Genomic DNA, 23,329 nt, shown 5'->3' on the forward strand with positions numbered 1-23,329 from the left:
ATCATTCCCCGCAATGTCCGATTGTCAGCTCAAGGCGCCGCAGGCGGCCGGTTGCCGATCTGGGCGAGCAGGCCGGCAATCTCCGCCTCGACCGCCTTCAGATCCTCGCCGCCCGACATGATCGAGATGACCTCGTCGCGTGAGATCTCGGACTTGGCGTAGGTGCCGCGATTGCGGCCGCGGTTGAGCAGCGTGAAGGTGTCGCCGACCGGATAGGCATGGTGGATGTTGTGGCTGATGAAGATGACGGCCAGGCCCCGCATGCGCGCTTCGATGATGAATTTCAGCACCATCGCCGCCTGGTGGACGCCGAGTGCCGAGGTCGGCTCGTCGAGGATCAGCACGCGCGCGCCAAAATGCACGGCGCGGGCGATCGCCACCGACTGGCGCTCGCCGCCCGACAGCGTGCCGACGGCCTGCGTCGGATCGCGCACGTCGATGCCGATATCGGCCATCGCCTGCCTGGCGATGGTGTTGGCGCGCTCTTTGTCGATGCGCGAGAAGGGCAGGCTGCTTTTGGTCGGCTCGCGGCCGAGGAAGAAGTTACGGGTGATCGACATCAGCGAGATCATGCCGAGGTCCTGGAACACCGTTGCCACGCCGAGCTCCTGCGCGTCGCGCGGGCTGCGGAAGGTGACCGGCTTGCCGTCGACCAGGATTTCGCCCTTGCTCGGCCGATAGACGCCGGACAAAACCTTGATCAGCGTCGACTTGCCGGCGCCGTTATCGCCGAGCAGGCAGTGGACCTCGCCCGGATAGACCTTGATGTCGATGTCCTGGAGGGCGCGCACCGAGCCGAAATTGACGCTGACGCCGCGCAGTTCCATTGCCGGTTCGGTCATTTGGGCCGGTTCGGTCATTTGCCACCTCCGCGGCCGAGCGCCTTCAGCCTGATGTAGTTGTTGACCAGCACGGCCATCAGGATGACGATGCCGAGGAAGACCTTGAACCAGTCGGTGTCGATGCCGGTGTAGAAGATACCCATCTGCACCAGCCCGAAGATCAGCGCGCCGAACAGCACGCCATAGACGGTGCCGTAACCGCCTGTGAGCAGCACGCCGCCGATGACGGCGGCGATGATCGCCTCGAATTCCTTGAGCAGGCCGCGCGTGGTGTCGGCGGAGCCCGCCTCCATCACCTGGATGGTGGCAAGCAGTGTCGCCGCGCAAGCGGTGTAGACGAACAGGCTGATCTTTACGCGATCGACCGGCACGCCGACGTTGCGGGCTGCGATCAGGTCGCCGCCGGTGGCGAAGATCCAGTTGCCGTATTTCGTCTGGGTGAGCACGTAGCCGGCCAGCGCCGTCAGGCCGAGCCACCAGACGATCGACATCGGAATGCCGGCGACGAAGGGAATGCCGTCGCTGCGGGTGGCGATCCAGCCTTGCGCGCCCATCCAGCGGAACAGGCTGGTGAGCAGATGGCCGTTGAAAATGCCGGCCGTCGCCGGGTCCGGTGCGCCTTCGAGTATGTAGGGGATCTGGGTGCGGCCGGTGACGGCGCGGGTGATGCCGATCGACAGTCCGCGCAGGATATAGAGCGTGGCGAGCGTGACGATGAAGGAGGGCAGGCGCGTCTTCACCACGATCAGGCCGTTGAGATAGCCGGTGAGGATGGCAACGGCGAAGGCACAGGCGATGCCACCCCATAGCGGCAGGCCCCAGTACTTCACCGTCAGCCCGATGACGACACCGGCAAAGCCGACCATGGAGCCGACCGAAAGATCGAACTCGCCGGCGATGATGAGGAGTGCTGCCGCGGTGGCGACGATGCCGAGCTCCGCCGACAGCGTCAGGAATGTCATCGATCCCTGCAGCGAATAGAGGTTTGCCGCGCCCGGCAGCAGCGCAAAGATGATGATCGTCGCAAGCAGCCCACCGGCGGCACCGGCTTCCGGCCGGCGCAGCCACTGGGTCAGCTTGCCGGTGCTGGCCAGCCGCTCGTCGGCGCCGGCGGCCCGCTTCGACGTCATGCCGAAGCGGTCGGTCGCCTTCAGTTCGCCCGGAGGTATCGCCTTGTCTTCCACGACCGCCATTAGGCTCTCCAATCGCTCAATTCGCAATCTTCGAACGGATCGGGAGAGCGCTTGGCGCATTCTCCCGTTCCGTCGGAGCGCTTGCCTAGCGGATGCCCTCTTTGGCGAGCGCCAGGATCGCCTTGGCTTTTTCCGGTGAGTCTATGAACAGCGGTCCGGTATAGGCGTTGTTCTGCGGCCAGAAGCCGTGCGTTGCCTGCTCGACCAGATAGATCACCGGCAGATAGCCCATCAGATATTGCTGGGCGTCCATGCCGAAGCCCATTTCGCCGGCGACGACAGAGTCGAGAACCTCCGGGCTGATGTCGAATGTGTAGAGCTTGAGCTTGCCGAACAGTTCCTTGTCGCGGAACATCGGGATCAGCGGGTTGGCGGCGGTGGCGCCGAGCGCAAAGACGGCCTGCGTGTCGGGATGCGCCGACAGATAGGCTTCCGTGCGGCGCTGGATGTCTGCGGGATCGGGCGCCACGGCCAGAACCTCGGTGCCGCCGCCGGAGGGCTTCAGCCCGTCATTGAGGCCCTGGCAGCGCTGGTCGAGGCTGACATTGCCGACCTCGTGGTTGATGCAGACGACCTTGAGCGTGCCTTCCTTGGCCAGCCGCTCGCCGGCCTTCTTGCCGGAATCATATTCGGAAACGGTGCCGACATAGAGCGTAGTGCCGAGCTCGGCGCCTTCCTTTTCGCCGGAATCCAGAACCACCATGGGAATATTGGCGGCAAGCCCGGATTTGACCGATTTGCCGAGCGCATTGGCGTCGGCGATGGAGACGGCGATACCGTCCGGCTTGGTGGCGATGGCGGCGTCGAGAAGCCGGGCCTGCTCGACCACGTCGAAGACCTGCGGCGCGTAATATTCGACCTTGGCGCCGGTAAGGGCGGCCGCGTCATCGACGCCGCGCTTGACCACCGACCAATAGGGATCGGACGCCGACCCATGCACCACGAAGGTGATGCGCACGTCCTTCGGATCCTTGAGCCCCGCGGCATGCGCAATGCCTGTCATCAGGCCCGCCGAGACGAAGGCGCCCAATGCCACTTTCAGAAGAGTTTTCATCTTATTCTCCCATTTGTCGTTGCAGTTCCAATCCCTCTGGCGCCGTTTTCCGGCCGCGACGATCGGCTCACGTCGCGGATCGGGTGGCCGCTTTGCGGGCCTTTGCCGACGCCAATCGCTGTTCGCCCGCGGTGTTGCCGCGGGCTGTCGTTGATAATCGCCCGGCCGAGAGTGCGGCGCGAAGCTCCTCGCGCAACGGCTTCATGCCGATGACGTCGATCGGCTGTGCGGCGAGCCAGTCGCGAAAGCCCTGGTCGCGGAACAGCTCGTACTCTTCGGTGCGGATATAGGCGGAGCGCGGCTCGATCAGCTCGAGTTCACCGGGCGCGTTGCAATGCAGGCAAAAGAAGGTCAGGCCCTCGCGCACACCCTCGATGAGCGCTTTGTAAGCCGGCTCGATCGGCCTGGAACGCGGCCGGCCCCAGGTCGTCTGGATGGCGGCGTCGAAAATGGCAAAGCCGCCGGCACGGGCCAGCGCCACGCCGCGCTGGAACGCCTCCTCGGTGACGCCGACCAGATTGTCGTTGGGGGAATAGGCGGACAGGGTCTTGGTCAACAGCACGGGCAGCTGATATTCGAGCCCGAGCTTGATGTAGATGTCGCAAAATTCCGGCGACAATGCCGCGCCCATATGCGCGTCGAGATGGGTGACGTCGATGCCGGCGCGATAGGCGGTGTCGATCTGGGCGCGAAGCTCGGCCTCGACCGCCTGCGGCACCGCCTTGCGGCGCGTGGTCGCCACGTCGGGCCAGAAGAAGCCGAACTCGTCGGTCAGGCCGGCCGCCCGCGACGGCGCGGTCAACGGCCGCCATTTGTAATGCTGCTTCTCGCTGTTCAGCGTCAGGTGAACGCCAAGGTCAAGGGCAGGTTTGGCGACGGCGCTCTCGGCCATTTCGAGGAACCACGGGCATGGCACCATCACCGCGCCGGAACTGCAGACACCCAGCCCGCTCAATTCGAGGAAGGCGCTGTTGGCGCCGTGGCACATGCCGACATCGTCCTCGTGGACCACGATCCGTTTGCTGGAGCCGGCGGCGTTCACGACCGGCCGCCTTCCCGCCGGCGCGCCGGTTTCGAGGGTCTTCCAAAGTGTGTCCCGTATTTCATGGAACCAACCGTTTGCCCAACTGGCCGGAATGGAACGCCGAAAGTTGGGTTTCCGACAGGGCCACTTTGGCGAATTCGGATGGGTACGATTTGCCTGCCGGCTGAGACACTTAGCTACCGATTTCCCCAATCACGGTTCAAAACCAGTCATAGGAACCGTCTTCCGGGCGCAGATGGCTTGGTCGAATAGCGGCGGAGTGGTTCTTTCAAACTGTGCCGACAAGCCTACAGCTGTCCACACCATCAAGCGACCACATTATCAAGAGCCTTGGAGGCCTGTCATGTACACCGCCGGCGAAGAGGAAATCGAAGCCATTGCCAGGGTGATCCGCTCGGGCGCGCTGTTTCGTTACGGCAAGGACAGCGAATGCGACCGCTTCGAGGCCCGCTATGCGCAGCATCTTGGCGTCGAGCATTTCGCACTGGCCGCCAGCGGCACCTATGGGCTCGCCGCCGGCCTGATCGGGCTCGGCATCGGCCCGGGGGACGAAGTGCTGGTTCCCGCGCACACCTATATGGCGACAGCGACCGCGGTGCTGTCGGTCGGGGCCATTCCCGTCATCGTCGATATCGACGAGAGCCTGACCATCGATCCCATCGCTTTGCGCGACGCCATCGGGCCGCGCACCAGGGCGATCATCCCGGTGCATATGTGGGGCGCGGCCTGCAACATGAATGCGATCATGGACATTGCTGCCAAGCGCGGCTTGCTGGTGCTGGAGGATGTCTGCCAAGGCATCGGCGGCGGCTATGAGGGCCGCAAGCTCGGCTCGATCGGCCATGCCGGCGCCTATTCCTTCAACTATTTCAAGAACATGACCTCGGGTGAGGGCGGCGGCATCGCCACCAGCGATCCGAAAGTGGCGGAGCGGGCGCGCTGCGCCATCGACCCTTGCCATTTCTATTGGCAGGGCAGAAGCGACAGCATCAAACCCTTCGCCGGCATCGGCGCGCGTGCTTCCGAACTGATGGGGGCGATGCTCAACGTCCAACTCGACCGGCTGGACGGCATCATCGAGGCGATGCGGGCCGAGAAAAAGAAGGTGCTGGCCGGCACCCGCCATCTCGACAATCTTGGGCTGACACCGTCGCCGATGAACAGCGCGGACGACGATTGTGCCGCACAGGTGATGTACCTGCTGCCGAGCGAGCAGGCGGCGCAGACTTTTTCGAAGACCATTCCGAGCGTCGTTGCCGGCAAGACCGGCCGTCACAATTTCACCCAGTGGGACCAGGTGCTGATGCATGAAGGCGCGCATCATCCGGCGCTCAATCCTTACGCACTGCCCGAGAACCAGGGCCTGCGGCTGGATTATCCCGACGACCTCGGCAAGCGCTCGCTCGACATCCTCAACCGTACCGTGATGGTCGCCATGAACCCGGCGCACAGCGATGCCGACATTCAGGACATGATCCACAACATCGACGCGGCGGTGCGGGTGGCGCTGGAGAATGCTTCGCTCGATGATATCGAATTGCGCAAGGCGGCACCGGTTGATCTGCAGAAGTTCGACAGTGTGAACTAGACCAGATCCGGCGCGGTTTGCTACCCTGCGGTCGAGTTCCTTGTCCGGCGGCCGGGCGAGGATTCCGGCCGGCATTACCGGTCGCCAAAAAATCCGCAGGCCCGTGTCGGATAGGCCGGGCTCCGCTCGTCCTAGGGGGCATCGATCACCAACACGGAGGATTAACGATATGCCCGGCACCGTACGGCTGCACCGCGTTCTGACAACAAGCCCGGAGAAAGTCTACCGCGCGTTCCTCGAAGCAGATGCACTTGCGAAATGGCTTCCGCCGAACGGCTTCACCTGCACGGTTCATCACTTCGAGGCGAAAGTCGGCGGTACGTTCAAAATGTCCTTCCGCAACTTCACCACCGGCGACAGCCACTCGTTCGGCGGCGAATATGTCGAGCTCGTCCCCAATGAGCAGCTGCGCTACACCGACCGCTTCGACGACCCCAACCTGGCCGGCGAGATCGAGGTGACCGTGACATTGAAGAAAGTGTCGGTCGGCACCGAAGTGAATATCACGCAGGCAGGTATTCCAGACGCCATCCCGGTTGAGGCCTGCTATCTCGGCTGGCAGGAGTCGCTGCGAAATCTGGCGAAGCTCGTTGAACCCGAGATCAACCAGTAAGATAAAGCGCTGCCCTGGCGGGTTGGCGTCGCTAACCGGAAACCCAGGGATGACGCCGTTCTTCCCACCCAACATGCGCCGGGGCCGGAAAGGCCGGATCGGCGAAGCAGCCGACCGCGACGGCGATCCATTCAGGCTTTCGCTCGGGCTCCCAGAAGACGCTCGAGCCGCAGCCCGGGCAGAAATGGAAAATGACGTGATGGCCGCTCCGAGCCGATCGCCTGTAGGTACTGGCGTCGCCTTCGGCTTCTACCTTGTCGCGCGCAAAGAAGGCGGCGACGCCGTATGTGCTGCCGGTCCGTTTCTGGCAGTCGAGGCAGTGGCACTGTGCGACCAGCTGCGGCTCTCCGTTACAGGAGATCCTCAGTTGCCCACAGGCACAGGATGCGGTTCTCATGGCAATCCTCATGGTTCAGATGAATGCGTGCCCGCCGTACCGGCGGTGGGCATGCTTCTGGTTTTCGGGGTGGTTCGGCCTTGGGAAGCGCGCTTTGCGCGAACGCCGAAAAACAAGGACCGACGCCCCATCTTCCTAATCACTGCGGGCGATTGACTCAACCCCGCGGTGAACGAGATGGAGAGCCGGCTCTAGCTTCTGTCCAATCTTAGAAACGCGGCGCGCAGCGCCAGCACGGCGCGCAGGATCTGGCGTTCGTCCATCGCTGCATAGCCGAGCAACAGGCCGTGCTCGGGTTCTGTGGAATGGTAGTTGATCGAGATGCCCTGGACGTCGAGCCCTTCCTTGACGGCCGCGGCAACCACGTCGCTGTCCTTATAGGGCCTGACGAAGCTCGCCAGCAGCTGCATGCCGGAATCGTTTTCCGTGACGGTCAGCCATTCGGCCAGATGCTCCTGGCATAGCTTGACGAAGTTCGCCTGCCGGCGCGCATAGAGCCGGCGCATGCGTTTGAGATGCGTGGCGAAATAGCCCTGGGTGATGAAGTCGTTGACCGTTGCCTGCAGGATCAGCGGCGCGAACTGACCGGTGATGCTCACCGCCCGGTCGAAGGGCACCGACAATTCGCGCGGCACGATCAGATAACCGATGCGCAGCGCCGGGATCAGCGTCTTGCCGAAGCTGCCGATATAGACGACGCGGTCGGCATGATCGAGCCCGCGCAGCGCCGGCACCGGCCGGCCGCGGAACCGGTATTCGCCGTCATAGTCATCCTCGACGATCCAGGCGCCGTTGCGTTCGGCGATGTCGAGCAACTGCAATCGCTCCTCGATGCGCATGATGGTGCCGAACGGCCACTGACAGGATGGCGTCACATAGATCAGCCGCGGCGGCGGCAGCTCCGGATCGGCAAGATGCCAGCCGCGCCGGTCGACCTTCAACGGTGCCAGCCTGGCGCCGCTGGCGAGAAAGGCGCTCTTGGCGCCGAGATAGCCGGGCTCCTCCATCCAGACATGGTCGCCTTCGTCCATCAGCACGCGCGAGACGAGATCGAGTGCTGCTTGCGCACCGGTGACGATGATCACCTGGTCGGCGGTGCAGCTGATGCCGCGCGACAGGCCGATGGTCGAGGCAATGGCCTGACGCAGGCCGGGGTGGCCGGCAAAGGAGAGATAACCAAGCAGGCTCTCGTCGCGGCTGCGTGCATTGCGCACCAGAAGGCTTGACCAGATGGTGAACGGAAACGATGCCGTTTCAGGCACGCCGGGATGGAAATTGATGACGCCGGCATTGCGTGGCGGCTGCGGGCCGTTGACGATGGTCTGGCCACGCCGCGACAGCTTTTGCGGCGCTGCCAGTCCGGCGCGCAGGGATGCCAAGGGGCGGTTCTGCTGGATCGGCGCCACCCAGGTGCCCGATCCGGCACGCGCCTCGATAAAACCTTCGGCAAGGAGCTGGTCATAGGCGGCGATGACCGTGTTGCGCCCGACCTTCAGATCTTCGGCCAGCGAGCGCGTCGACGGCAGCAGCGTGTTCTGCGGGATTTGGCCGTCAAGGATGAAGCGTCGCAAGGCGCCGTAGATCTGACGATGCATCGGTTCTTCCGAAGCGCGGTCGACCGACATGATGTCGAGGGAAAGGCGCATGTGGTCCGCCACGGCACTATCCCCCGACGGACCGGGCGGCGCGGGCGATCTTTTCCTCGTTGAGCCGGCAGACGGTGTCGAGCACCAGTCGCCTGGTTTCGGGGCTGATCTCGCGGCTGTTCTTCAGCGCGCGATGCACGGTGGCGGCGCCAAGTTCCGCCTTCTCGGCAATCTCCCGGATGGTGCAAAGCCGTTCCATGCCAAGCGCAGCTTCGAAAGCCATGTCGCTCCTCCTCGGTTGCATCAAGGCACGGCTTCCGGCCGGCCTCAAGCTTGAAAGTCGGGGTTTGAAATCCAGAGCCGGGATTCTGCGATCCGCGCCGCGCAGGGAGCAAGGCGGCGCGGATCGCCGGGCGCCTTCGCGTCGCTAACCCCATCGAGGCGCGCGCCCATTATGTTCCTCCGGCTCGCAATGCGGGCCGGTCATTCTGCCTGCCGAGTCGCCACTTCGAAGCCGGCCTCGCGGGTGGTGGCGAGCAGCGAGAAATAGCCTTTGCTGGCATAGGTCAGCGGATGCGCCTTGGCCGGATCCTGCTCGGCTTCGACAACGAGCCAGCCTTCATAGCCGCGCGCGGCGAGGAGTTTCAGCAATGACAGGAAATCGACCGAGCCGTCGCCGGGCACGGTAAAAATGCCGTCCATTACCGCCGCCATGAAGCTCATGTCCTCGCGGCGTGCCCGTTCCAGCACCGCCCTGCGAACGTCCTTGCAATGGAAATGCACGATACGGTCGAGATGCCGTTGCAGCAGCGATTGCGGGTCGCCGCCCGAAAACAGGCAGTGGCCGCTATCGAACAAAAGGCCGACGCTTCGGCCCGTCGCCGCCATCAGCCTGTCGACTTCATCGTCCGTCTCGACGATGGTGCCCATGTGGTGGTGGAAGGCCATGCCGGCCCCGAATGCGGCCATGCGGTCGGCGAGGGCGGTCAGTTTCTCGCCATAGGACGGCCAGTCCCTGTCGGCGAGGCGCGGACGCTCGGAGATCGGTGCGAAAATGCCGTCATGGCGACCGCGCGAGGTGTCGGCGTAGACGACGATCCTGGCGCCAAGGTCGCGCAACAGCTGAAGATGCGGGGTGATCGCCGCGAATTCCTCGTCGACCGTACGGTCGAGAATGCGGCCATCATACCAGCCGGAGACGAGTTCCAGGCCGTAGGAGGACAGGAGCGGCCCAAGCACTTCAGCCTGGCGCGGAAATTTGCCGCCGAGTTCGGTGCCGCGATAGCCGGCCAGCGCCGTTTCCGACAGGCAGGTCTCCAAGGACGTATCCCCGCCAAGCGCCGGAACGTCGTCATTGCTCCAGGTGATGGGATTGATGCCGATCTTCACCGTCATGACGCCAGGCTTTTGCGGGCTTGGGAATACAAGCCGAGCCTGCAGACTGGCGACAAAGAGGCCCTGTCACTAGGTCCAGTTCAGCCGAATTTGGCAGAACCAATTAATGGTGACCGATTCTAGTCTTCCTTTGGGCGGCCAAAAAGGACGCGCAGTTCATCTTTGGCGTCCTCCAGCACTTTCTTCTGCGCCGCCGGCAGGTTCTTGCCGGCGCGGTTGATGTAGAAATTCAGCATCGACATGGCGGATTGAAACGGCCCTGCCTTGCGTCGGTCGCTGTGCTCGGCCGATCGCTTCAACGAGGCGGCGATCTTCTTGGGATCGTGGGATTCGAAGATGTGTTCCTCGAGGTCCAGCGCGTCGCTGTGCTCGGTGACGTCGGCGGACCATTTCCGTTGCGCGGTCATGGCAAACTCCTTCCACTAGGTCGTTGCCGGGAAAACGCCTTATGGCGCACCCCTGTTCCACTTCGGCCCGAATCCCTGGAGCCACGGATTTGCCTGTCGTGGCGCTGCTCGGCGATGCGAATGCGCCGATACTGGCAGAACCGCCGATTAAGAACCGCGGACAGGAAACGCTCTTGACCCCAATCGCCTCAAACCAGGCAGCAAGTTCCGGCATCGACAGTGCCTATGCCTGGATACGGCTCGGCATCTCGATGCTGCTGGCAACGATCGGCGGGGTCGGCATGTGGGCGGTGGTCGTGGTGCTGCCTGCCGTGCAGGCAGAATTCGGCGTCGATCGCGCCGCTGCCTCTATGCCCTATACTGCGACCATGGTCGGCTTTGCCGCCGGCAATGTGCTGTTCGGCCGCGCCATCGACCGCATGGGGTATTGGATTCCGGCGCTGATTGCCGCGATTACACTTGGCGCCGGCTTCCTGCTGGCGTCGTTGACCAGTTCGATCCTGCAGTTCACCCTCATCCAGGGCCTGTTGATCGGCGTTGGCTCGTCGGCGATCTTCGGGCCGCTGATCGCCGACATCTCGCACTGGTTCAACCGGCGCCGCGGCGTCGCGGTGACGGCTGCCGCATCCGGCAACTATCTCGCCGGAGCGATCTGGCCGACGGCGATGCCCTATGTCATGCAGACCGAGGGCTGGCGCTTCACCTATGCCGCGATCGGCGTCGTCTGCCTGGTCACCATGGTGCCCTTGATCCTGCTGCTCCGGCGCGGCGCACCGCCCCAGGCGGCTCCGGGATCGCCGGGCAGCCGCGTGGTCCAGCCGATCTCCCTGTCGCCGGCGGCCTTGCAGGCGCTGCTCATCGTGGCCGGGCTCGGCTGCTGCGTGGCGATGTCGATGCCGCAAGTCCATATCGTCGCCTATTGCATGGATCTCGGCTACGGCGTGGCGCATGGCGCTGATATGCTGTCGATCATGCTGGCGGCGGGCGTCGTCAGCCGGCTTGGCTCGGGTTTCCTTGCCGATCGCATCGGCGGCGTGAAAACCCTGCTGATCGGCTCGGTGCTGCAATGCCTGTCGCTGTTGTTCTATATCCCGTTCGACGGGCTTGCCTCGCTTTATGTCGTCTCGCTGGTCTTCGGCCTGTCGCAAGGCGGCATCGTGCCCTGTTATGCGATCATCGTGCGCGAATATATGCCAGCCAAGGAGGCTGGCCAGCGCGTCGGCATCGTCATGATGGCGACCATCTTCGGCATGGCGATCGGCGGCTGGATGTCGGGCTGGATCTACGATCTGACCGGCTCCTATGCCGCCGCGTTCCTCAACGGCATTGCCTGGAACCTGCTGAACATTTTGGCCATGGTGCTGCTGCTGTGGAAGGCGCGGCGCAGCGCTGCTGTGATCGCCTGAAGCACAGCGGTACGGATACAGTCTCTCCGGCCGTCGCTTGACAACAGCCGAAGGCTGCGCGACGCCAGACAAGGTGTGGCAACGGGCCAGTTTGGCATGGCAGCAGTTTCAAAAACGCTGAACATCGTTTCACGGTCGCGTGTGGGCGGTTGCCCGGCGTCCGGACGAGTACGGTGATCAAGCCGCGCTCACGCCGCGGCGGCGGCCGCCCGACCATCGCCGACGTCGCCCGCAAGGCCGGCGTCGGCGCCATTACCGTATCGCGCGCCTTGCGTGAGCCGGGGCGTGTCTCGGAAGATCTGCGCCGCCAGATCGAGTCCGCCGTGAACGAGCTCGGCTATGTGCCCGACCCGAATGCGCGGGCGCTGGCTTCGGCGCGCGCCGAGGTCTTTGGCGTTCTGGTGCCGTCGCTTACCAACAACGTCTTTGCCGAAGTGGTGCGCGGCATCTACGACAGCCTGTCGGACGGCCCTTTCCGGATTCAGCTCGGCAACACCCACTATTCCGGCCTTGAGGAAGAGCGGCTGCTGCAGGTGTTTGGCCCGCAACGCCCGGCGGCGCTGATCGTGGCCGGCATCGACCAGACGCCGGCGTCGCGAAAACTGCTGGAAACGGCAGGCTGTCCGGTGGTGCAGGTGATGGAGACCGGGCCCGATCCGGTCGACATGATGGTCGGCTTCTCGCATTTCGAAGGCGGCAAGGCGGCAGCCGAACATCTGATCGAGGCAGGCTATCGCCGGATCGGCTTCATCGGTGCGCGCATGGATCCGCGTTCTCAGCGGCGGCTTGCCGGCTATCGCGCGGCGACGGAGGCGGCCGGCCTGTTCGATCCGAGGCTCACCACCACGACGCCGGTGCCCTCCAGCGTCACCCTCGGCCGCGAATTGTTCCGCGACGCGCTGGCCAAGGTGCCGAGCCTCGATGGGGTGTTCTGCAACAATGACGATATCGCCCTCGGGGTGCTGTTCGAATGCCATCGCGCTTCGATCGCCGTGCCGAAGACGATCGGCATCGTTGGCTTCAACGATCTCGACATGATGGAGGTGGCCTTTCCGTCGGTCACCAGCGTTCGGACCTACCGCTACGAGATCGGCCGGCGGGCGGTCGCCATGGCGCTTGCGGCGATCGAAGGCAACAGGCCAGAGCAGCGGGTCGTCGACCTTGGCTTCGAACTCAAGCGACGTGAGAGCACGGCGCGCTGAAGCGAGCTTCGACGCAATGGCGCTTTACACTACGTCATGGTAGCGCTACCAGTTATCGCCGGGCGATACTTCGCCCCGACGATGGGAGGCTGTTTATTATACATAAGCGACAGCTCATGCTTGTTTATTATGTATAATATGATAGTTTTTGTGGGACTAGCCGGGCAGCAAAGGAGGGGATCGGGTCGGCATTCGGCCACCTGAACGCGCGACGGGTACGGCGGGAGGTGCCGGGCCGGAAACGCGCAAATTCATCGGCGTAACAACAAACAAAACTGCAACTGGGAGGAATATCGATGATCAAGTCACTCGTTGGCGGTATCGTTGCCGCCACTGCTTTCGTCATGCTGAGCTCGTCGGCGATCGCCGATCCTGAAATCGTCAAGGGGCCATCGGCCGAGCCTGACTGCTTCGCGCCCTGGTCGGCCGATACGCAGTTCTTCAAGTTCCCCAAGAAAGACGGCCCGTACCGCATCGCTCTGGCCAACGGCTATATCGCCAACACTTGGCGCATCCAGATGGTGCAGACGGCAAAGGCCTATGCAGCGCAGCCGGACGTCGCGGCCAAGCTCAAGGAATTCAAGGTGGTCTCGACCGGCGAAGACGTGCCGGCCCAGATTTCGGCGATCAACAATTTCATCGATTCCGGCTATGACGCGATTGTCGTCAACGCCCAGAACCCGACCGCATTCGGTCCTGTCATCAAGCGGGCCAAGGAAGCCGGCGTGGTGCTGGTCGCCTTCGACAACATCCTCGACACCAAGGATGCCATCAACGTCAATGTCGACCAGAAAGGCCTTGGCGAATTGTGGGCCAACTGGCTGGTCAAGCACGTGCCGAACGGCGGCAAGGTGCTGGAAGTGCGCGGCGTCGCCGGCACGTCCGTCGACACCGATCGCCATAACGGCATCCACGAGGTTCTCGACGCTTCCGGCAAGAAATGGGATGTCACCGAGGTCGTCGGCAAGTGGGATGACGGCGTTGCGCAAAAGGCTACGGCCGATGCCATTGCCACCAACGGCCCCTTCGACGGCATTACCGGACAGGGCGGCGATACCGGCATCGTGCAGGCGATGATCGATGCCAAGCATCCGTTCGTGCCGTTCGGCGGCGAGACGGAGAACGGCTTCCGCAAATTCTGCGCCAAGTTCGCCGCTGACGGCCTGAAATGCTCGTCGGCCGGCACCGGCCCGGCTCAGGTCGCGGTTGCCATCAAGACGGCGATTGCAGCACTTGAAGGCCAGGTCGTGCCGCAAGCGGTCAAGCTGCCGCTGGCGATCGTCGAGGATCCGAACTTCAAGGCAGGCCAGGATTTCTTCCCCGATCAGTCCGACAATTTCTTCGTCGGCAATTCCTTCCCGACCTGCGGCATCAATTTCACGGCGCAGGAAATCATGGGCCAGAGCAAGGAAAACCAGTAAACTCCGACAGCCCGACGCCGCGGGAATCCCGCGGCGTCGGCGCTCGACATCCTGATTGCCAAGCGCCTGGGGAGGGCCGATGGACGGTGCGGTTCCGCTCTTCCGCATGGAAGGCATATCCAAGCGCTATGGCGGCGTGCGGGCGCTGGAGAAGGCCGAACTGTCGGTCACTCCAGGCAGCATCCACGCCATTCTCGGCGAGAACGGCGCCGGCAAATCGACGCTGATCAAGGTTATGGCGGGGGTCGTTGCGCCCGACGAGGGCCGCATGATGCTGGACGGAAGCGAAGTTACCTTCGCTTCGCCGGCCGCTGCCAATCAGGCCGGCATCGTCTGCATCTTCCAGGAACTGTCGCTCGTCCCCGAACTCAGCGTTGCCGACAACATCGTCATTTCCGATCCGCCGAAGCGTTTCGGCATGATCGACCGCAAGGCGCAGCGCCGCATCGCCGAAGAAGCCCTTGCTCGCGCCGGCGCTTCCGATATCCATCCGCTGGCGCTGGTCAAGGATCTTCCCCTTTCAAGAAGGCAGATGGTCGAGATCGCCAAGGCACTGGCGCGCAAGCCACGCATCCTGATCCTCGACGAGGCGACCTCGGCGCTGACTGCGGCTGACGTCGCCAGAGTTTTCGCCGTGTTGAAGCGGCTGCGTTCGGAAGGGCTGGCGCTGCTCTATATATCGCACCGCATGAACGAGATCGCCGAGCTGGCCGATCAGTGCACGGTGTTCCGCAATGGCCGCAATGTCGCCAGCTACGCGGCCGGCACCAAGAGCGACAATGAAGTCGTCGAACTGATGATCGGGCGCGAATACAGCCACATCTTTCCGCCCAAGCCCGCACGGGCGGCTGCCGCAGCCGCGCCGGTTCTCGAGGCGCGCAGCCTGTCCTGGACGGATCGGCTGCACGATGTCTCGCTGTCGGTCGGGGCGGGCGAGGTGGTCGGCCTTGGCGGCCTCGACGGCCAGGGTCAGCGCGAATTGCTGCTCGCCTTCTTCGGTGTGCTGCGCGGCCTGTCAGGCCAGATCCTGATCGACGGCAGGCCGGTGGCGATCGCCAGCCCGGCCGCCGCGCGCGATGACCGGATCGGCATGGCGTTGATCCCGGAGGACCGCAAGACGGAAGGGTTGATGCTGCCGATGACGGTGCGCGAAAACCTCTCCTTTGCCGCCCTCGACCGGCTGTCCAGGGCCGGCATCATCGATCGCGCCGCCGAGCAGCGGCTGATCGACGACATGGTTGGTCTCCTGGCGATCAAGACGGCCGGGCTCGACATTCCGGTCGGCGCACTGTCCGGCGGCAACCAGCAGAAGGTCGTCATCGCCAAATGGCTGATGCGGCAGCCGCGCATCATCCTGCTCAACGATCCGACGCGCGGCATCGATGTCGGCACCAAGCAGGAGCTTTACCAGTTGATGCGCAAGCTTGCCGACCAGGGCGCGGCGATCCTGTTTTATTCGACCGACTATGACGAGCTGATCGGCTGCTGCGACCGCGTGCTGGTGCTCTATGACGGCGCGGTCAAGCGCGAACTGGTCGGCGCCGAAATCACCGAGCGGGCGCTGATCGCCAGCGCGCTCAACATTCACGAAGAGATGCCAAAGCAAGGAGCGGACGCGTGAAGGATTGGCGCTACTGGCTTGCCGAACAGCGCGGAACGCTGCTGGCGTTCGGCATCTTCGTTGTCATGTTCGTCATCTACACCTCGAACCATCCGGCGGGCTTCACCGCCAACGTCGTACAAACGGCCTCGAACAAGGGCGTGCTGCTCGCCTTCGTCGCCATGGCGCAAACGCTGGTGGTGATCACCGCCGGCATCGACCTTTCGGTCGGTATGATCTTCACGCTGACCAACTGCCTGGCCTCGTGGCTGGTCGTCGGCACCGGCATCGAGACCGCCTTCGGCGTCCTCGCCGTGCTCGGCACCGGGCTGCTGTGCGGGGCAATCAACGGTGCGATCGTCATCTATGGACGCCTGCAGCCGATCGTCGCCACCATCGCCACCGGCGCGGTCTATTTCGGCATCGCGCTGCTGCTTCGGCCGTTTCCCGGCGGCTCGGTCAATGAAGGGCTCGCCGATGCGCTGACCGGGCGCCTGTTTGGTTTTGTGCCGGCGAGTCTGGTGACGCTGCTGGCGGTCGTGCTCGTGGTCTGGGTGCCGTTCAGCCGTTCGGTGCTAGGCCGCGCCGCTTATGCAGCCGGCTCCTCGGAGATGGCGGCCTACATGTCCGGCGTGCCGATCCGGCGTGGAAAGTTCGCCGCCTATGCGCTTGCCGGTCTGCTTGCCGCGATCGGCGGGCTGTTCCTGACGTTCTTCACCTATACCGGTGATGCGGCCTATGCCAGCGGCAACGCCTATACGCTGTTTTCGATTGCCGCGGTCGTGCTTGGCGGCGTGTCGCTGTTCGGGGGCAAGGGCAGCGCCATCGGCGCGATCTTCGGCGCGCTTGCCTTCCGCACCATCGGCGACCTGCTGTTCGTCTTCGATTTCGATCCGCTCTGGCAGCCCCTGTTCCAGGGCGTCATTCTGCTGATCGCGGTCAGCCTCGGCGCGTTCGCTCTGTTTCGGGTCCGCAACCGGCTGGAGTGGTTCCTGTGAGCGAAACGACTGTGAGTGGTCTCGCAGGCCGCATGCCGAAATTCCTCCGCCGCGCCGACCCGGCGGTGCTGACGGCGTTCGCCTGTATCGTGCTGCTGCTGTTCCTCGGCAGCCTCTATTCGCGCAGCTTCCTGTCGCCTGAATACCTTTTGCAGCAGCTCAAGGTGGCGTCGTTTCTCGGCGTCATCGCGACCGGCATGATGCTGGTCATCCTGCTCGGCCAGATCGACCTGTCGGTGCCCTGGTCGGTGGCGGCCGGCGCCATGATGGCCTGCGCCGCGGCCGCATACGGTACCGTCGGCGTGGCGCTTGCCATTCCGTTCGGCATCTTCTGCGGTGTTCTGATCGGCATCGTCAACGGCATCGGCGTCGCCTATCTGCGCATTCCCTCGATGATCATCACGCTTGCCACCAACGCCGTCGCGCAGGGGCTGATGGTGGTCTACACGGGCGGTTTCTCGCCGCAGGATTCGGCGACCGGTGCGATGCGCTATCTGGCGACCGGCTTTGCCGTTCCTGGCGTGCCCAACGCCGTCCTCATCTGGGCGCTGATCGGCGCCGCAATGGTGTTCGTGCTGACCCGCACCGGCTTCGGCCGCACCGTCTACGGCATCGGCAATCGCGAGCGTGCCGCCTATCTTTCCGGCATCGATACAAGGCGCGTGGTGATGATCGCCTTTGCGGTTTCGGGCGGGCTCTCCGCCTTCGGCGGCGTGCTGTTGGCCGGCTATGCCTCCAAGGCGGCACAGTCGATGGGCGATGCCTATCTGCTGCCGTCGATCGCCGCGGTGGTGCTCGGCGGCACCTCGATCCTCGGCGGGCGCGGCTCCTATCTCGGCACCGTCGCCGGGGTAATCCTGATCACCCTCTTGCAGTCCATTCTCTCTGTCATGCAGATGCCGGAGGCGGGACGGCAGATCATCTACGGCGTCGTCATCGTAGCCATGCTGCTGCTCTATGGCCGCGCGCCGGCAAGCCGCTGACCTGCATGACCGGTCAAGACGTGGCATATAAGCCGGCGAGCACTGTTCGAACGACACCCGCCATCGTGGTGATGGGCGTCGCCGGCTGCGGCAAGTCGGTCGTCGGCGAAGCGCTTGCAGCGGCATTGGGCGCCGTCTTTATCGAAGGTGACAGGCTGCATCCGCCCGAAAACGTCGCGCGCATGGCGAGCGGGCAGCCGCTTACCGACGCGCTGCGCGAGGGCTGGCTCGACGCGATCGGCCAGCGGATGGCCGCGTCGGTCGCAAGCGGGCAAGGTGTGGTCGCCGCCTGCTCGGCGCTGAAGCGCAGCTACCGCGATCGCCTGCGCGGCTTTTGCCCGGATATCGTTTTCGTTTACCTGGAGATCGACCCGGCAACAGCAAAACAGCGCGTCGGCAATCGCAAGGGTCATTTCATGCCGGCAAGCCTGGTCGACAGCCAGTTCGCCACGCTCGAGGCGCCAGCGGCGGACGAGGCGGCGATAACCCTGGATGGCACGCGTCCGGCCGCCGACACCGTCGCGACTGCGTTGAGCCTGCTCGCGCGCTAGATTTGCGACGTCAGTTCGACCGGGAAATCGTCATTGTCGGCGTCGCGCATGGCCGCGAGGCTGCGGTTGTCCAGCACCTCGGCGATCGCCTGCCGGACCTCCAGCATCATGTGCCGAACCTGGCAGGTCGCCTCGTCGCAATCCTCGCAGCGCTGGTATTGCGTGCGGCTGGCGCAGGGGATCGGCGCCAGCGGCCCGTCGAGGACACGCACGACATGGCCGATCTTGATGTCGGAAGCCGGCCGGGCAAGGCGGTAACCGCCTTCCTTGCCCTTGCGGCTCTGGACGAAGCCGGCGTTACGCAACTCGCCCAGGATGGCATCCAGGAATTTCTTGGGGATGTTATTGGCGACCGCAATGTCGTTGACGAATGCGAGCTGGCCGACCGGCAGGCCCGACAGATGCACGAGGGCCTTGAGGCCGTATTTGCCTTTTTTGGTAAGCATGCCCCGAGTCAACCCATGAAGCCCCAACCACCCGCGTCTGGCGGCTGTTTGTGTGCAAATCATGACGGTTTGATCACGCGAAGCCGTTCGCGAAAACAAGCCGTCCGTTCTCACGGTAGGCACAAACGCGTTGATTCTTTGTAACGTTTTGGACGGAATGCGCCCGGAAAGTGCCAGAAATCACCTTTCGCGGCGCGAAAGCAAAGAAGCCGGCAAAGCCGGCCTCTGTCAAAGTTGGAAGATCGCCTCAGCGGCTGCCATAAGTCTGGTCGAGCAGGCCGCCCGCTGCAAAGTGGTCGGCCTGGACCTTGGCCCAGCCGCCGAAGACGTCCTCCACCGTCAGCAGGCGGACATCGGGAAACTCAGCCTTGTATTTGGCGGCGACCGCCGCGTCCCGGGCCCGCAGGCCGTTGCGGGCGGCGATGTCCTGGCCCTCCGGCGTATAGAGGAAGTCGAGATAGGTCTTGGCGAGATCGCGCGTGCCATGCTCGTCTGCAACGGTGTCGACGATCGCCACCGGAAATTCCGCCAACAGGCTGACCGAAGGCGTTACCTGCTCGAACTTGTCCTCGCCATACTCCTTGCGGACGCCGCGCGTTTCCGACTCGAAGGTGATGAGTACGTCGCCGATTTCGCGCTGCACGAACGTGGTGGTCGCGGCGCGCCCGCCGCTGTCGAACACCGGCACGTTGTTGAACAGCTTTGTCACAAACTCCTTCACCTTGGCATCATCGCCCTTGAAGGCTTCCTTGGCGTAGGCGGTGGCCGCAAGATAGGTGTAGCGCGCATTGCCCGAGGTTTTCGGATTGGGGAAGATCACCTGGACGTCGTCGCGCACGAGATCGTTCCAATCCTTGATGTGCTTCGGATTGCCGGCGCGCACCAGGAAGGACGGCAGCGAATAGAACGGCGAGGCGTTGTCGGGAAAGTCCTTCTGCCAGTCGGCGGAGATGAGGCCCTTCTTGACCAGGAAGTCGATGTCGATGACCTGGTTGAAGGTGACGACGTCGGCGCCGAGGCCTTCGGCGATGGCACGCGCCTGCGCCGACGTTCCGGCATGCGACTGATCGATGGTCACACCGGGGTGCCCGGCGACGAACGCTTTGTTGACCTGCGCAAACAGTTCGCGGCCGACATCATAGGAAGCATTGAGCAATCTGTCGGCCGACCAGGCTTGGGAGGATGCGAGGACCAGGCCGGCCAATGTGGCGACGCCAAGCAAAAATCGCTTCATGAAAACAGGCTCCAATGCCATGAGCTTAATGCCGGACCATAGCGGCAAGGCATCGTGCGCGACGAGGCACGCAGAGCGGCCGCTCCACGTTGTCGATAGAAGAAATATTCCCGCTGTGGTCGATTTCTAGTTTTTTCTTTCAAGCAGAGTCTCAGGACAGCTTGGCAGCGGCGCCGATGCCGTCGGCGTTGCGTCAAGAAAAGATCAGCCAAGTTGCACAAGAAGGTCGAGGAATTGCTGGCTGAGATTCCCGTCTTGCCGCTCGATGTGCCGGTGGATGCCGAGTACGGCGCGATTCGCGCAGAACTGGAAGGCAGGGGCCAGACCATCGGCCAAAATGACCTTTTTATTGCTGCCCACGCCCGTGCGCTTGGAACTACCCTGGTGACCGCCGACACCGGGGATTTCAACCGGATCAAAGGCCTGAAGGTCGAGAACTGGCTGGTGTAGCGCCTGATAGAGGATCAAGCAGCCGGAAAAAGCTTCCAGCGCCGCGGCCGAAAAGCCACTCGAGTTTTCTGCGCCGCCGGATGGTCGACCGGCAATTCGATCTCGACCCGCTGACGTTCGCCGCCGATTTCGAGCTCGACCCGCCTGGTGCCGGCGACGCGGCGGCTGGCGGCGACCGTGCCGGCGATGCAGCCGTTGCATTCTTCCACCAGATCGACGTCGTGCGGGCGAAAGAACAGCGTCGCTTCGCCTTGCGGTGCGTGCGGCGCGGAAAGCCCGATCGGCCGGTCCGCGATCCAGACCTGGCCGTCCTCGACCTTGACCGGAAGCGAACTCGATTCGCCGATGAAGCCGTAGACGAAGGGCGAGTTCGGAGTGTCGTAGATTTCGTCGGCGGTGCCGACCTGCTCGATGCGGCCCTGGCTCATCACCACGACGCGGTCGGCAAGCTCCAGCGCCTCTTCCTGATCATGGGTGACGAAGACCGTGGTGTGGCCGGTGGCGTCGTGGATGTCGCGCAGCCAGCGGCGCAGTTCGCGGCGCACCTGCGCATCGAGCGCGCCGAACGGCTCGTCGAGCAAAAGCACGGCCGGTTCGATCGCCATGGCGCGGGCCAGCGCCACGCGCTGGCGCTGGCCGCCCGAAAGCTGTGCCGGATAGCGTTTTTCCAGACCGGAAAGCTGAACGAGGTTGAGGAGTTCCGAGGCGCGGCGGCGGATTTCCTTCGCCGACGGGCGTGACGGCCCGTGCCGGACCTTGAGTCCGAAGCCGATATTGTCGGCGACCGTCATATGGCGAAACAGCGCGTAGTGCTGGAAGACGAAGCCGACATTGCGCTCCTGAATCGACTTTTGGGAGGCATCCTCTTCGCCGAAGAAGATCTTTCCGCGGGTCGGTCGCTCCAAGCCGGCAATCAGCCTGAGCAGCGTCGTCTTGCCGGAACCGGAAGGTCCCAGCAGGGCGATCAGTTCTCCCGACTTGATGTCGAGCGAAACGTCGCGGAGGGCCGGAAACCGCTCAAACTCCTTGCGCACGTTGGCAACGCGAACTTCCATGCAAATCCCTTTTGTAGTTGATGCATGCCGTTATCCCAAAACCGGTTCCCACTTTTGGGCGACATCAAATCTTTATTTTATGCATGTCGTTGTCCAAAAAACGCTACACACTTTTGGGCGACATGCATTTGTCAGTGTCCGCGCGTCGCGGCGATCTCGGCGCCGTAGCGCATCTCGAGAAGTGTTTTCAAGACCAGCGTGACGAGCGCCAGGCCGGCAAGCAGCGAAGCGACGGCAAAGGCGGCGGCGGCATTGTACTCGTTATAAAGGATTTCAACATGCAGCGGCATGGTGTTGGTTAGCCCGCGTATGTGGCCCGACACGACCGAGACCGCGCCGAACTCGCCCATGGCACGGGCATTGCACAGCAACACGCCGTAGAGCAATCCCCATTTGACGTTGGGCAACGTCACGTACCAGAACGCCTGCCAGCCGTTGGCCCCGAGCGACAGGGCAGCCTCCTCGTCGCCATTGCCCTGTTCCTGCATCAGCGGGATCAATTCGCGGGCGACGAAGGGGAAGGTGACGAAGACGGTGGCCAGCACGATGCCCGGCACGGCAAACAGGATGACGATGCCATGCGCCTTGAGCCAGGCGCCGAGCAGGCCTTGCGCGCCGAACAGAAGTACATAGACCAGGCCTGAAATGACCGGGGAGACCGAAAACGGCAGGTCGATCAGTGTGGTCAGGAACGCCTTGCCCTTGAACTCGAACTTGGCGATCGCCCAGGCGGCGGAAATACCGAAGACGATGTTGAGCGGCACCGAGATCGCCGCGACCAGAAGCGTCAGGCGGATCGCCGAGCGCGTGTCCGGTTCGCTCAGCGCCTGTGTGTAGGCCTCGATACCTTTGGCGAAAGCTTCCTTGAAGACGATTATCAGCGGCAGGAGCAGGAAAATGCCGAGGAAGGCAAAGGTCACGATCATCAGCACGGTTCTCGCCGTGCGGCTCTCGGTCACCGCCGGCGACTGGCTTTCATGGTGCGGCGCGTAGGATTTGATCTCCGGGTCAGCCATAGCGCTTGCGGCTCCAGGTCTGCACCAGGTTGATGACCAGCAGCATGACGAAGGACAGCGCCAGCATGATCGCCGCTATCGCGGTCGCCGCGGCGTAATTATATTCCTCCAGCCGGATGACGATCAGAAGCGGCGCGATCTCGGATTTGAACGGCAGGTTGCCGGCGATAAAGATGACGGAACCGTACTCGCCGACGCCGCGCGCGAAGGCCAGCGCGAAACCGGTGACGATGGCAGGCGCCAGTCCGGGTAGTAGAACGCGGCTGATGATCTGGAAGCGATTGGCGCCGAGCGTGGCGGCCACTTCTTCTACCTCCTTGTCGATCTCCTCCATGATCGGCTGCACGGTGCGCACGACGAAGGGCAGACCGATGAAGACCAGCGCGATGACGATGCCGAGCGGCGTATACGCGACCTTAATGCCGAGCGGCGTCAGCAGGCTTCCGATCCAGCCGTTCGGTGCGTAAAGCGTGGTCAGCGCGATGCCGGCAACCGCCGTCGGCAGCGCGAAGGGCAGGTCGACCATGGCATCGGCGATGCGGCGGCCTGGAAAGCTGTAGCGCACCAGCACCCACGCGACGATCGTGCCGAAGACGACGTTGACGGCGGCGGCAACGAAGGCGGTGCCGAAGCTGATTTCAAGCGCGTTGATGGTGCGGCGGTCGGTGACGATCGCCCAGAAGTCGGTCCAGCCGAGCGCCGCCGAGCGCCAGATCAGCCCGGACAGGGGGATGAGGATGATGAGGGTGAGGTAGGCAAGCGAGAAGCCGAGCGTCAATCCGAAACCCGGAATGACGCTCGGCTGCCTGAATCGCCACCTCGCCTTGGCGGGTGCTGTGGTCATGTC

At 63.6% G+C, this 23,329-nt stretch carries 23 protein-coding genes and 1 pseudogene; 10 read left to right on the forward strand and 14 right to left on the reverse strand.

What is annotated here, in order from left to right; all coding sequences use genetic code 11:
• Positions 1–29: 29 nt before the first annotated feature.
• The 4 genes from NKJ32_RS18600 to NKJ32_RS18615 form a co-directional block, all read right to left on the reverse strand.
• Positions 30–842: an ATP-binding cassette domain-containing protein gene (locus NKJ32_RS18600; protein ID WP_023675815.1), complete on the reverse strand. Its 813-nt coding sequence runs from the start codon at positions 840–842 to the stop codon at positions 30–32.
• A 14-nt stretch (positions 843–856) separates the two neighbouring features.
• Positions 857–1,972 carry an ABC transporter permease gene (locus NKJ32_RS18605; protein ID WP_023675816.1) on the reverse strand — a complete coding sequence of 372 codons (1,116 nt, stop codon included), beginning with the start codon at positions 1,970–1,972 and terminating at the stop codon, positions 857–859.
• 148 nt (positions 1,973–2,120) lie between these two features.
• On the reverse strand, positions 2,121–3,089 hold the full coding sequence (locus NKJ32_RS18610) for a rhizopine catabolism ABC transporter substrate-binding protein (protein WP_023675817.1): 969 nt from the start codon (positions 3,087–3,089) through the stop codon (positions 2,121–2,123).
• A gap of 67 nt (positions 3,090–3,156) precedes the next feature.
• On the reverse strand, positions 3,157–4,131 hold the full coding sequence (locus tag NKJ32_RS18615) for a polysaccharide deacetylase family protein (RefSeq protein ID WP_352757257.1): 975 nt from the start codon (positions 4,129–4,131) through the stop codon (positions 3,157–3,159).
• Between the two features lie 346 nt (positions 4,132–4,477).
• Here NKJ32_RS18615 and NKJ32_RS18620 point away from each other — a divergent pair, with 346 nt between their 5' ends.
• Positions 4,478–5,722 carry a DegT/DnrJ/EryC1/StrS family aminotransferase gene (locus tag NKJ32_RS18620; RefSeq protein WP_352595386.1) on the forward strand — a complete coding sequence of 415 codons (1,245 nt, stop codon included), beginning with the start codon at positions 4,478–4,480 and terminating at the stop codon, positions 5,720–5,722.
• Positions 5,723–5,891: 169 nt separating this feature from the next.
• Positions 5,892–6,335: an SRPBCC family protein gene (locus NKJ32_RS18625; protein ID WP_023675820.1), complete on the forward strand. Its 444-nt coding sequence runs from the start codon at positions 5,892–5,894 to the stop codon at positions 6,333–6,335.
• Between the two features lie 31 nt (positions 6,336–6,366).
• Here the strand turns inward: NKJ32_RS18625 and NKJ32_RS18630 are convergent, their stop codons facing one another.
• The 5 genes from NKJ32_RS18630 to NKJ32_RS18650 form a co-directional block, all read right to left on the reverse strand.
• Positions 6,367–6,744: a GFA family protein gene (locus tag NKJ32_RS18630; RefSeq protein WP_023675821.1), complete on the reverse strand. Its 378-nt coding sequence runs from the start codon at positions 6,742–6,744 to the stop codon at positions 6,367–6,369.
• 179 nt (positions 6,745–6,923) lie between these two features.
• The gene (gene mocR, locus NKJ32_RS18635) at positions 6,924–8,390 is read right to left on the reverse strand and encodes a rhizopine catabolism transcriptional regulator MocR (protein WP_245274662.1); all 1,467 of its coding nucleotides are present in this window, start codon (positions 8,388–8,390) and stop codon (positions 6,924–6,926) included.
• 4 nt (positions 8,391–8,394) lie between these two features.
• A complete protein-coding gene (locus NKJ32_RS18640; RefSeq protein WP_352757253.1) occupies positions 8,395–8,601 on the reverse strand; it encodes a LacI family DNA-binding transcriptional regulator in 207 nt (68 codons plus the stop codon).
• A gap of 200 nt (positions 8,602–8,801) precedes the next feature.
• Positions 8,802–9,713, reverse strand: a complete 912-nt coding sequence (gene iolE / locus NKJ32_RS18645; protein ID WP_352757252.1) for a myo-inosose-2 dehydratase — start codon at positions 9,711–9,713, stop codon at positions 8,802–8,804.
• Positions 9,714–9,832: 119 nt separating this feature from the next.
• Positions 9,833–10,120: a DUF3175 domain-containing protein gene (locus NKJ32_RS18650; protein ID WP_352453278.1), complete on the reverse strand. Its 288-nt coding sequence runs from the start codon at positions 10,118–10,120 to the stop codon at positions 9,833–9,835.
• Between the two features lie 173 nt (positions 10,121–10,293).
• Here NKJ32_RS18650 and NKJ32_RS18655 point away from each other — a divergent pair, with 173 nt between their 5' ends.
• The 7 genes from NKJ32_RS18655 to NKJ32_RS18685 all read left to right on the forward strand — a co-directional run bounded on the left by NKJ32_RS18655 (position 10,294) and on the right by NKJ32_RS18685 (position 18,281).
• Complete coding sequence (locus NKJ32_RS18655) at positions 10,294–11,526, forward strand: MFS transporter (RefSeq protein WP_352757250.1); 1,233 nt, start codon at positions 10,294–10,296, stop codon at positions 11,524–11,526.
• A gap of 173 nt (positions 11,527–11,699) precedes the next feature.
• The gene (gene gntR, locus NKJ32_RS18660; RefSeq protein ID WP_352828420.1) at positions 11,700–12,728 is read left to right on the forward strand and encodes an HTH-type transcriptional regulator GntR; all 1,029 of its coding nucleotides are present in this window, start codon (positions 11,700–11,702) and stop codon (positions 12,726–12,728) included.
• Between the two features lie 296 nt (positions 12,729–13,024).
• Positions 13,025–14,149: a sugar ABC transporter substrate-binding protein gene (locus tag NKJ32_RS18665; RefSeq protein WP_352571765.1), complete on the forward strand. Its 1,125-nt coding sequence runs from the start codon at positions 13,025–13,027 to the stop codon at positions 14,147–14,149.
• A gap of 79 nt (positions 14,150–14,228) precedes the next feature.
• On the forward strand, positions 14,229–15,770 hold the full coding sequence (locus NKJ32_RS18670; RefSeq protein WP_352705128.1) for a sugar ABC transporter ATP-binding protein: 1,542 nt from the start codon (positions 14,229–14,231) through the stop codon (positions 15,768–15,770).
• Complete coding sequence (locus NKJ32_RS18675; RefSeq protein ID WP_023675830.1) at positions 15,767–16,747, forward strand: ABC transporter permease; 981 nt, start codon at positions 15,767–15,769, stop codon at positions 16,745–16,747. The genes NKJ32_RS18670 and NKJ32_RS18675 overlap by 4 nt, the downstream gene beginning before the upstream one ends.
• Positions 16,744–17,730: an ABC transporter permease gene (locus NKJ32_RS18680; protein ID WP_023675831.1), complete on the forward strand. Its 987-nt coding sequence runs from the start codon at positions 16,744–16,746 to the stop codon at positions 17,728–17,730. The genes NKJ32_RS18675 and NKJ32_RS18680 overlap by 4 nt, the downstream gene beginning before the upstream one ends.
• Before the next feature lie 71 nt (positions 17,731–17,801).
• Positions 17,802–18,281 carry a gluconokinase gene (locus NKJ32_RS18685; protein WP_031211547.1) on the forward strand — a complete coding sequence of 160 codons (480 nt, stop codon included), beginning with the start codon at positions 17,802–17,804 and terminating at the stop codon, positions 18,279–18,281.
• Here the strand turns inward: NKJ32_RS18685 and NKJ32_RS18690 are convergent.
• Positions 18,278–18,727, reverse strand: coding sequence for an RrF2 family transcriptional regulator (locus NKJ32_RS18690; protein ID WP_023675833.1), 450 nt, complete (start codon positions 18,725–18,727; stop codon positions 18,278–18,280). The two genes, NKJ32_RS18685 and NKJ32_RS18690, sit on opposite strands and share 4 nt — an antisense overlap.
• 247 nt (positions 18,728–18,974) lie before the next feature.
• Complete coding sequence (locus NKJ32_RS18695) at positions 18,975–19,961, reverse strand: sulfate ABC transporter substrate-binding protein (protein ID WP_352623372.1); 987 nt, start codon at positions 19,959–19,961, stop codon at positions 18,975–18,977.
• Between the two features lie 180 nt (positions 19,962–20,141).
• Here NKJ32_RS18695 and NKJ32_RS18700 point away from each other — a divergent pair.
• A pseudogene (locus NKJ32_RS18700) lies at positions 20,142–20,411 on the forward strand (PIN domain-containing protein); the annotation flags it as partial.
• A gap of 14 nt (positions 20,412–20,425) precedes the next feature.
• On the opposite strand, the gene NKJ32_RS18705 reads toward NKJ32_RS18700, so the two are convergent.
• The 3 genes from NKJ32_RS18705 to cysT all read right to left on the reverse strand — a co-directional run bounded on the left by NKJ32_RS18705 (position 20,426) and on the right by cysT (position 23,326).
• Positions 20,426–21,466, reverse strand: a complete 1,041-nt coding sequence (locus NKJ32_RS18705) for a sulfate/molybdate ABC transporter ATP-binding protein (protein WP_023675837.1) — start codon at positions 21,464–21,466, stop codon at positions 20,426–20,428.
• A 131-nt stretch (positions 21,467–21,597) separates the two neighbouring features.
• A complete protein-coding gene (gene cysW / locus NKJ32_RS18710; RefSeq protein ID WP_352621239.1) occupies positions 21,598–22,482 on the reverse strand; it encodes a sulfate ABC transporter permease subunit CysW in 885 nt (294 codons plus the stop codon).
• On the reverse strand, positions 22,475–23,326 hold the full coding sequence (cysT, locus tag NKJ32_RS18715; RefSeq protein ID WP_352621238.1) for a sulfate ABC transporter permease subunit CysT: 852 nt from the start codon (positions 23,324–23,326) through the stop codon (positions 22,475–22,477). The genes cysW and cysT overlap by 8 nt, the downstream gene beginning before the upstream one ends.
• Between the last annotated feature and the right edge of the window lie 3 nt (positions 23,327–23,329).

The organism is Mesorhizobium sp. M0159, from assembly GCF_040322295.1.
Lineage (GTDB): Bacteria > Pseudomonadota > Alphaproteobacteria > Rhizobiales > Rhizobiaceae > Mesorhizobium.

Coding starts and splice junctions, on each gene's coding strand:
- cysT (WP_352621238.1), bottom strand. CDS start 23,326: ATGACCACAGCACCCGCCAAGGCGAGGTGGCGATTCAGGCAGCCGAGC.
- NKJ32_RS18685 (WP_031211547.1), top strand. CDS start 17,802: ATGGGCGTCGCCGGCTGCGGCAAGTCGGTCGTCGGCGAAGCGCTTGCA.
- NKJ32_RS18620 (WP_352595386.1), top strand. CDS start 4,478: ATGTACACCGCCGGCGAAGAGGAAATCGAAGCCATTGCCAGGGTGATC.
- NKJ32_RS18640 (WP_352757253.1), bottom strand. CDS start 8,601: ATGGCTTTCGAAGCTGCGCTTGGCATGGAACGGCTTTGCACCATCCGG.
- NKJ32_RS18690 (WP_023675833.1), bottom strand. CDS start 18,727: ATGCTTACCAAAAAAGGCAAATACGGCCTCAAGGCCCTCGTGCATCTG.
- NKJ32_RS18610 (WP_023675817.1), bottom strand. CDS start 3,089: ATGAAAACTCTTCTGAAAGTGGCATTGGGCGCCTTCGTCTCGGCGGGC.
- cysW (WP_352621239.1), bottom strand. CDS start 22,482: ATGGCTGACCCGGAGATCAAATCCTACGCGCCGCACCATGAAAGCCAG.
- iolE (WP_352757252.1), bottom strand. CDS start 9,713: ATGACGGTGAAGATCGGCATCAATCCCATCACCTGGAGCAATGACGAC.
- NKJ32_RS18605 (WP_023675816.1), bottom strand. CDS start 1,972: ATGACGTCGAAGCGGGCCGCCGGCGCCGACGAGCGGCTGGCCAGCACC.
- NKJ32_RS18650 (WP_352453278.1), bottom strand. CDS start 10,120: ATGACCGCGCAACGGAAATGGTCCGCCGACGTCACCGAGCACAGCGAC.
- NKJ32_RS18600 (WP_023675815.1), bottom strand. CDS start 842: ATGACCGAACCGGCAATGGAACTGCGCGGCGTCAGCGTCAATTTCGGC.
- NKJ32_RS18670 (WP_352705128.1), top strand. CDS start 14,229: ATGGACGGTGCGGTTCCGCTCTTCCGCATGGAAGGCATATCCAAGCGC.
- NKJ32_RS18705 (WP_023675837.1), bottom strand. CDS start 21,466: ATGGAAGTTCGCGTTGCCAACGTGCGCAAGGAGTTTGAGCGGTTTCCG.
- NKJ32_RS18665 (WP_352571765.1), top strand. CDS start 13,025: ATGATCAAGTCACTCGTTGGCGGTATCGTTGCCGCCACTGCTTTCGTC.
- NKJ32_RS18695 (WP_352623372.1), bottom strand. CDS start 19,961: ATGAAGCGATTTTTGCTTGGCGTCGCCACATTGGCCGGCCTGGTCCTC.
- NKJ32_RS18625 (WP_023675820.1), top strand. CDS start 5,892: ATGCCCGGCACCGTACGGCTGCACCGCGTTCTGACAACAAGCCCGGAG.
- NKJ32_RS18630 (WP_023675821.1), bottom strand. CDS start 6,744: ATGAGGATTGCCATGAGAACCGCATCCTGTGCCTGTGGGCAACTGAGG.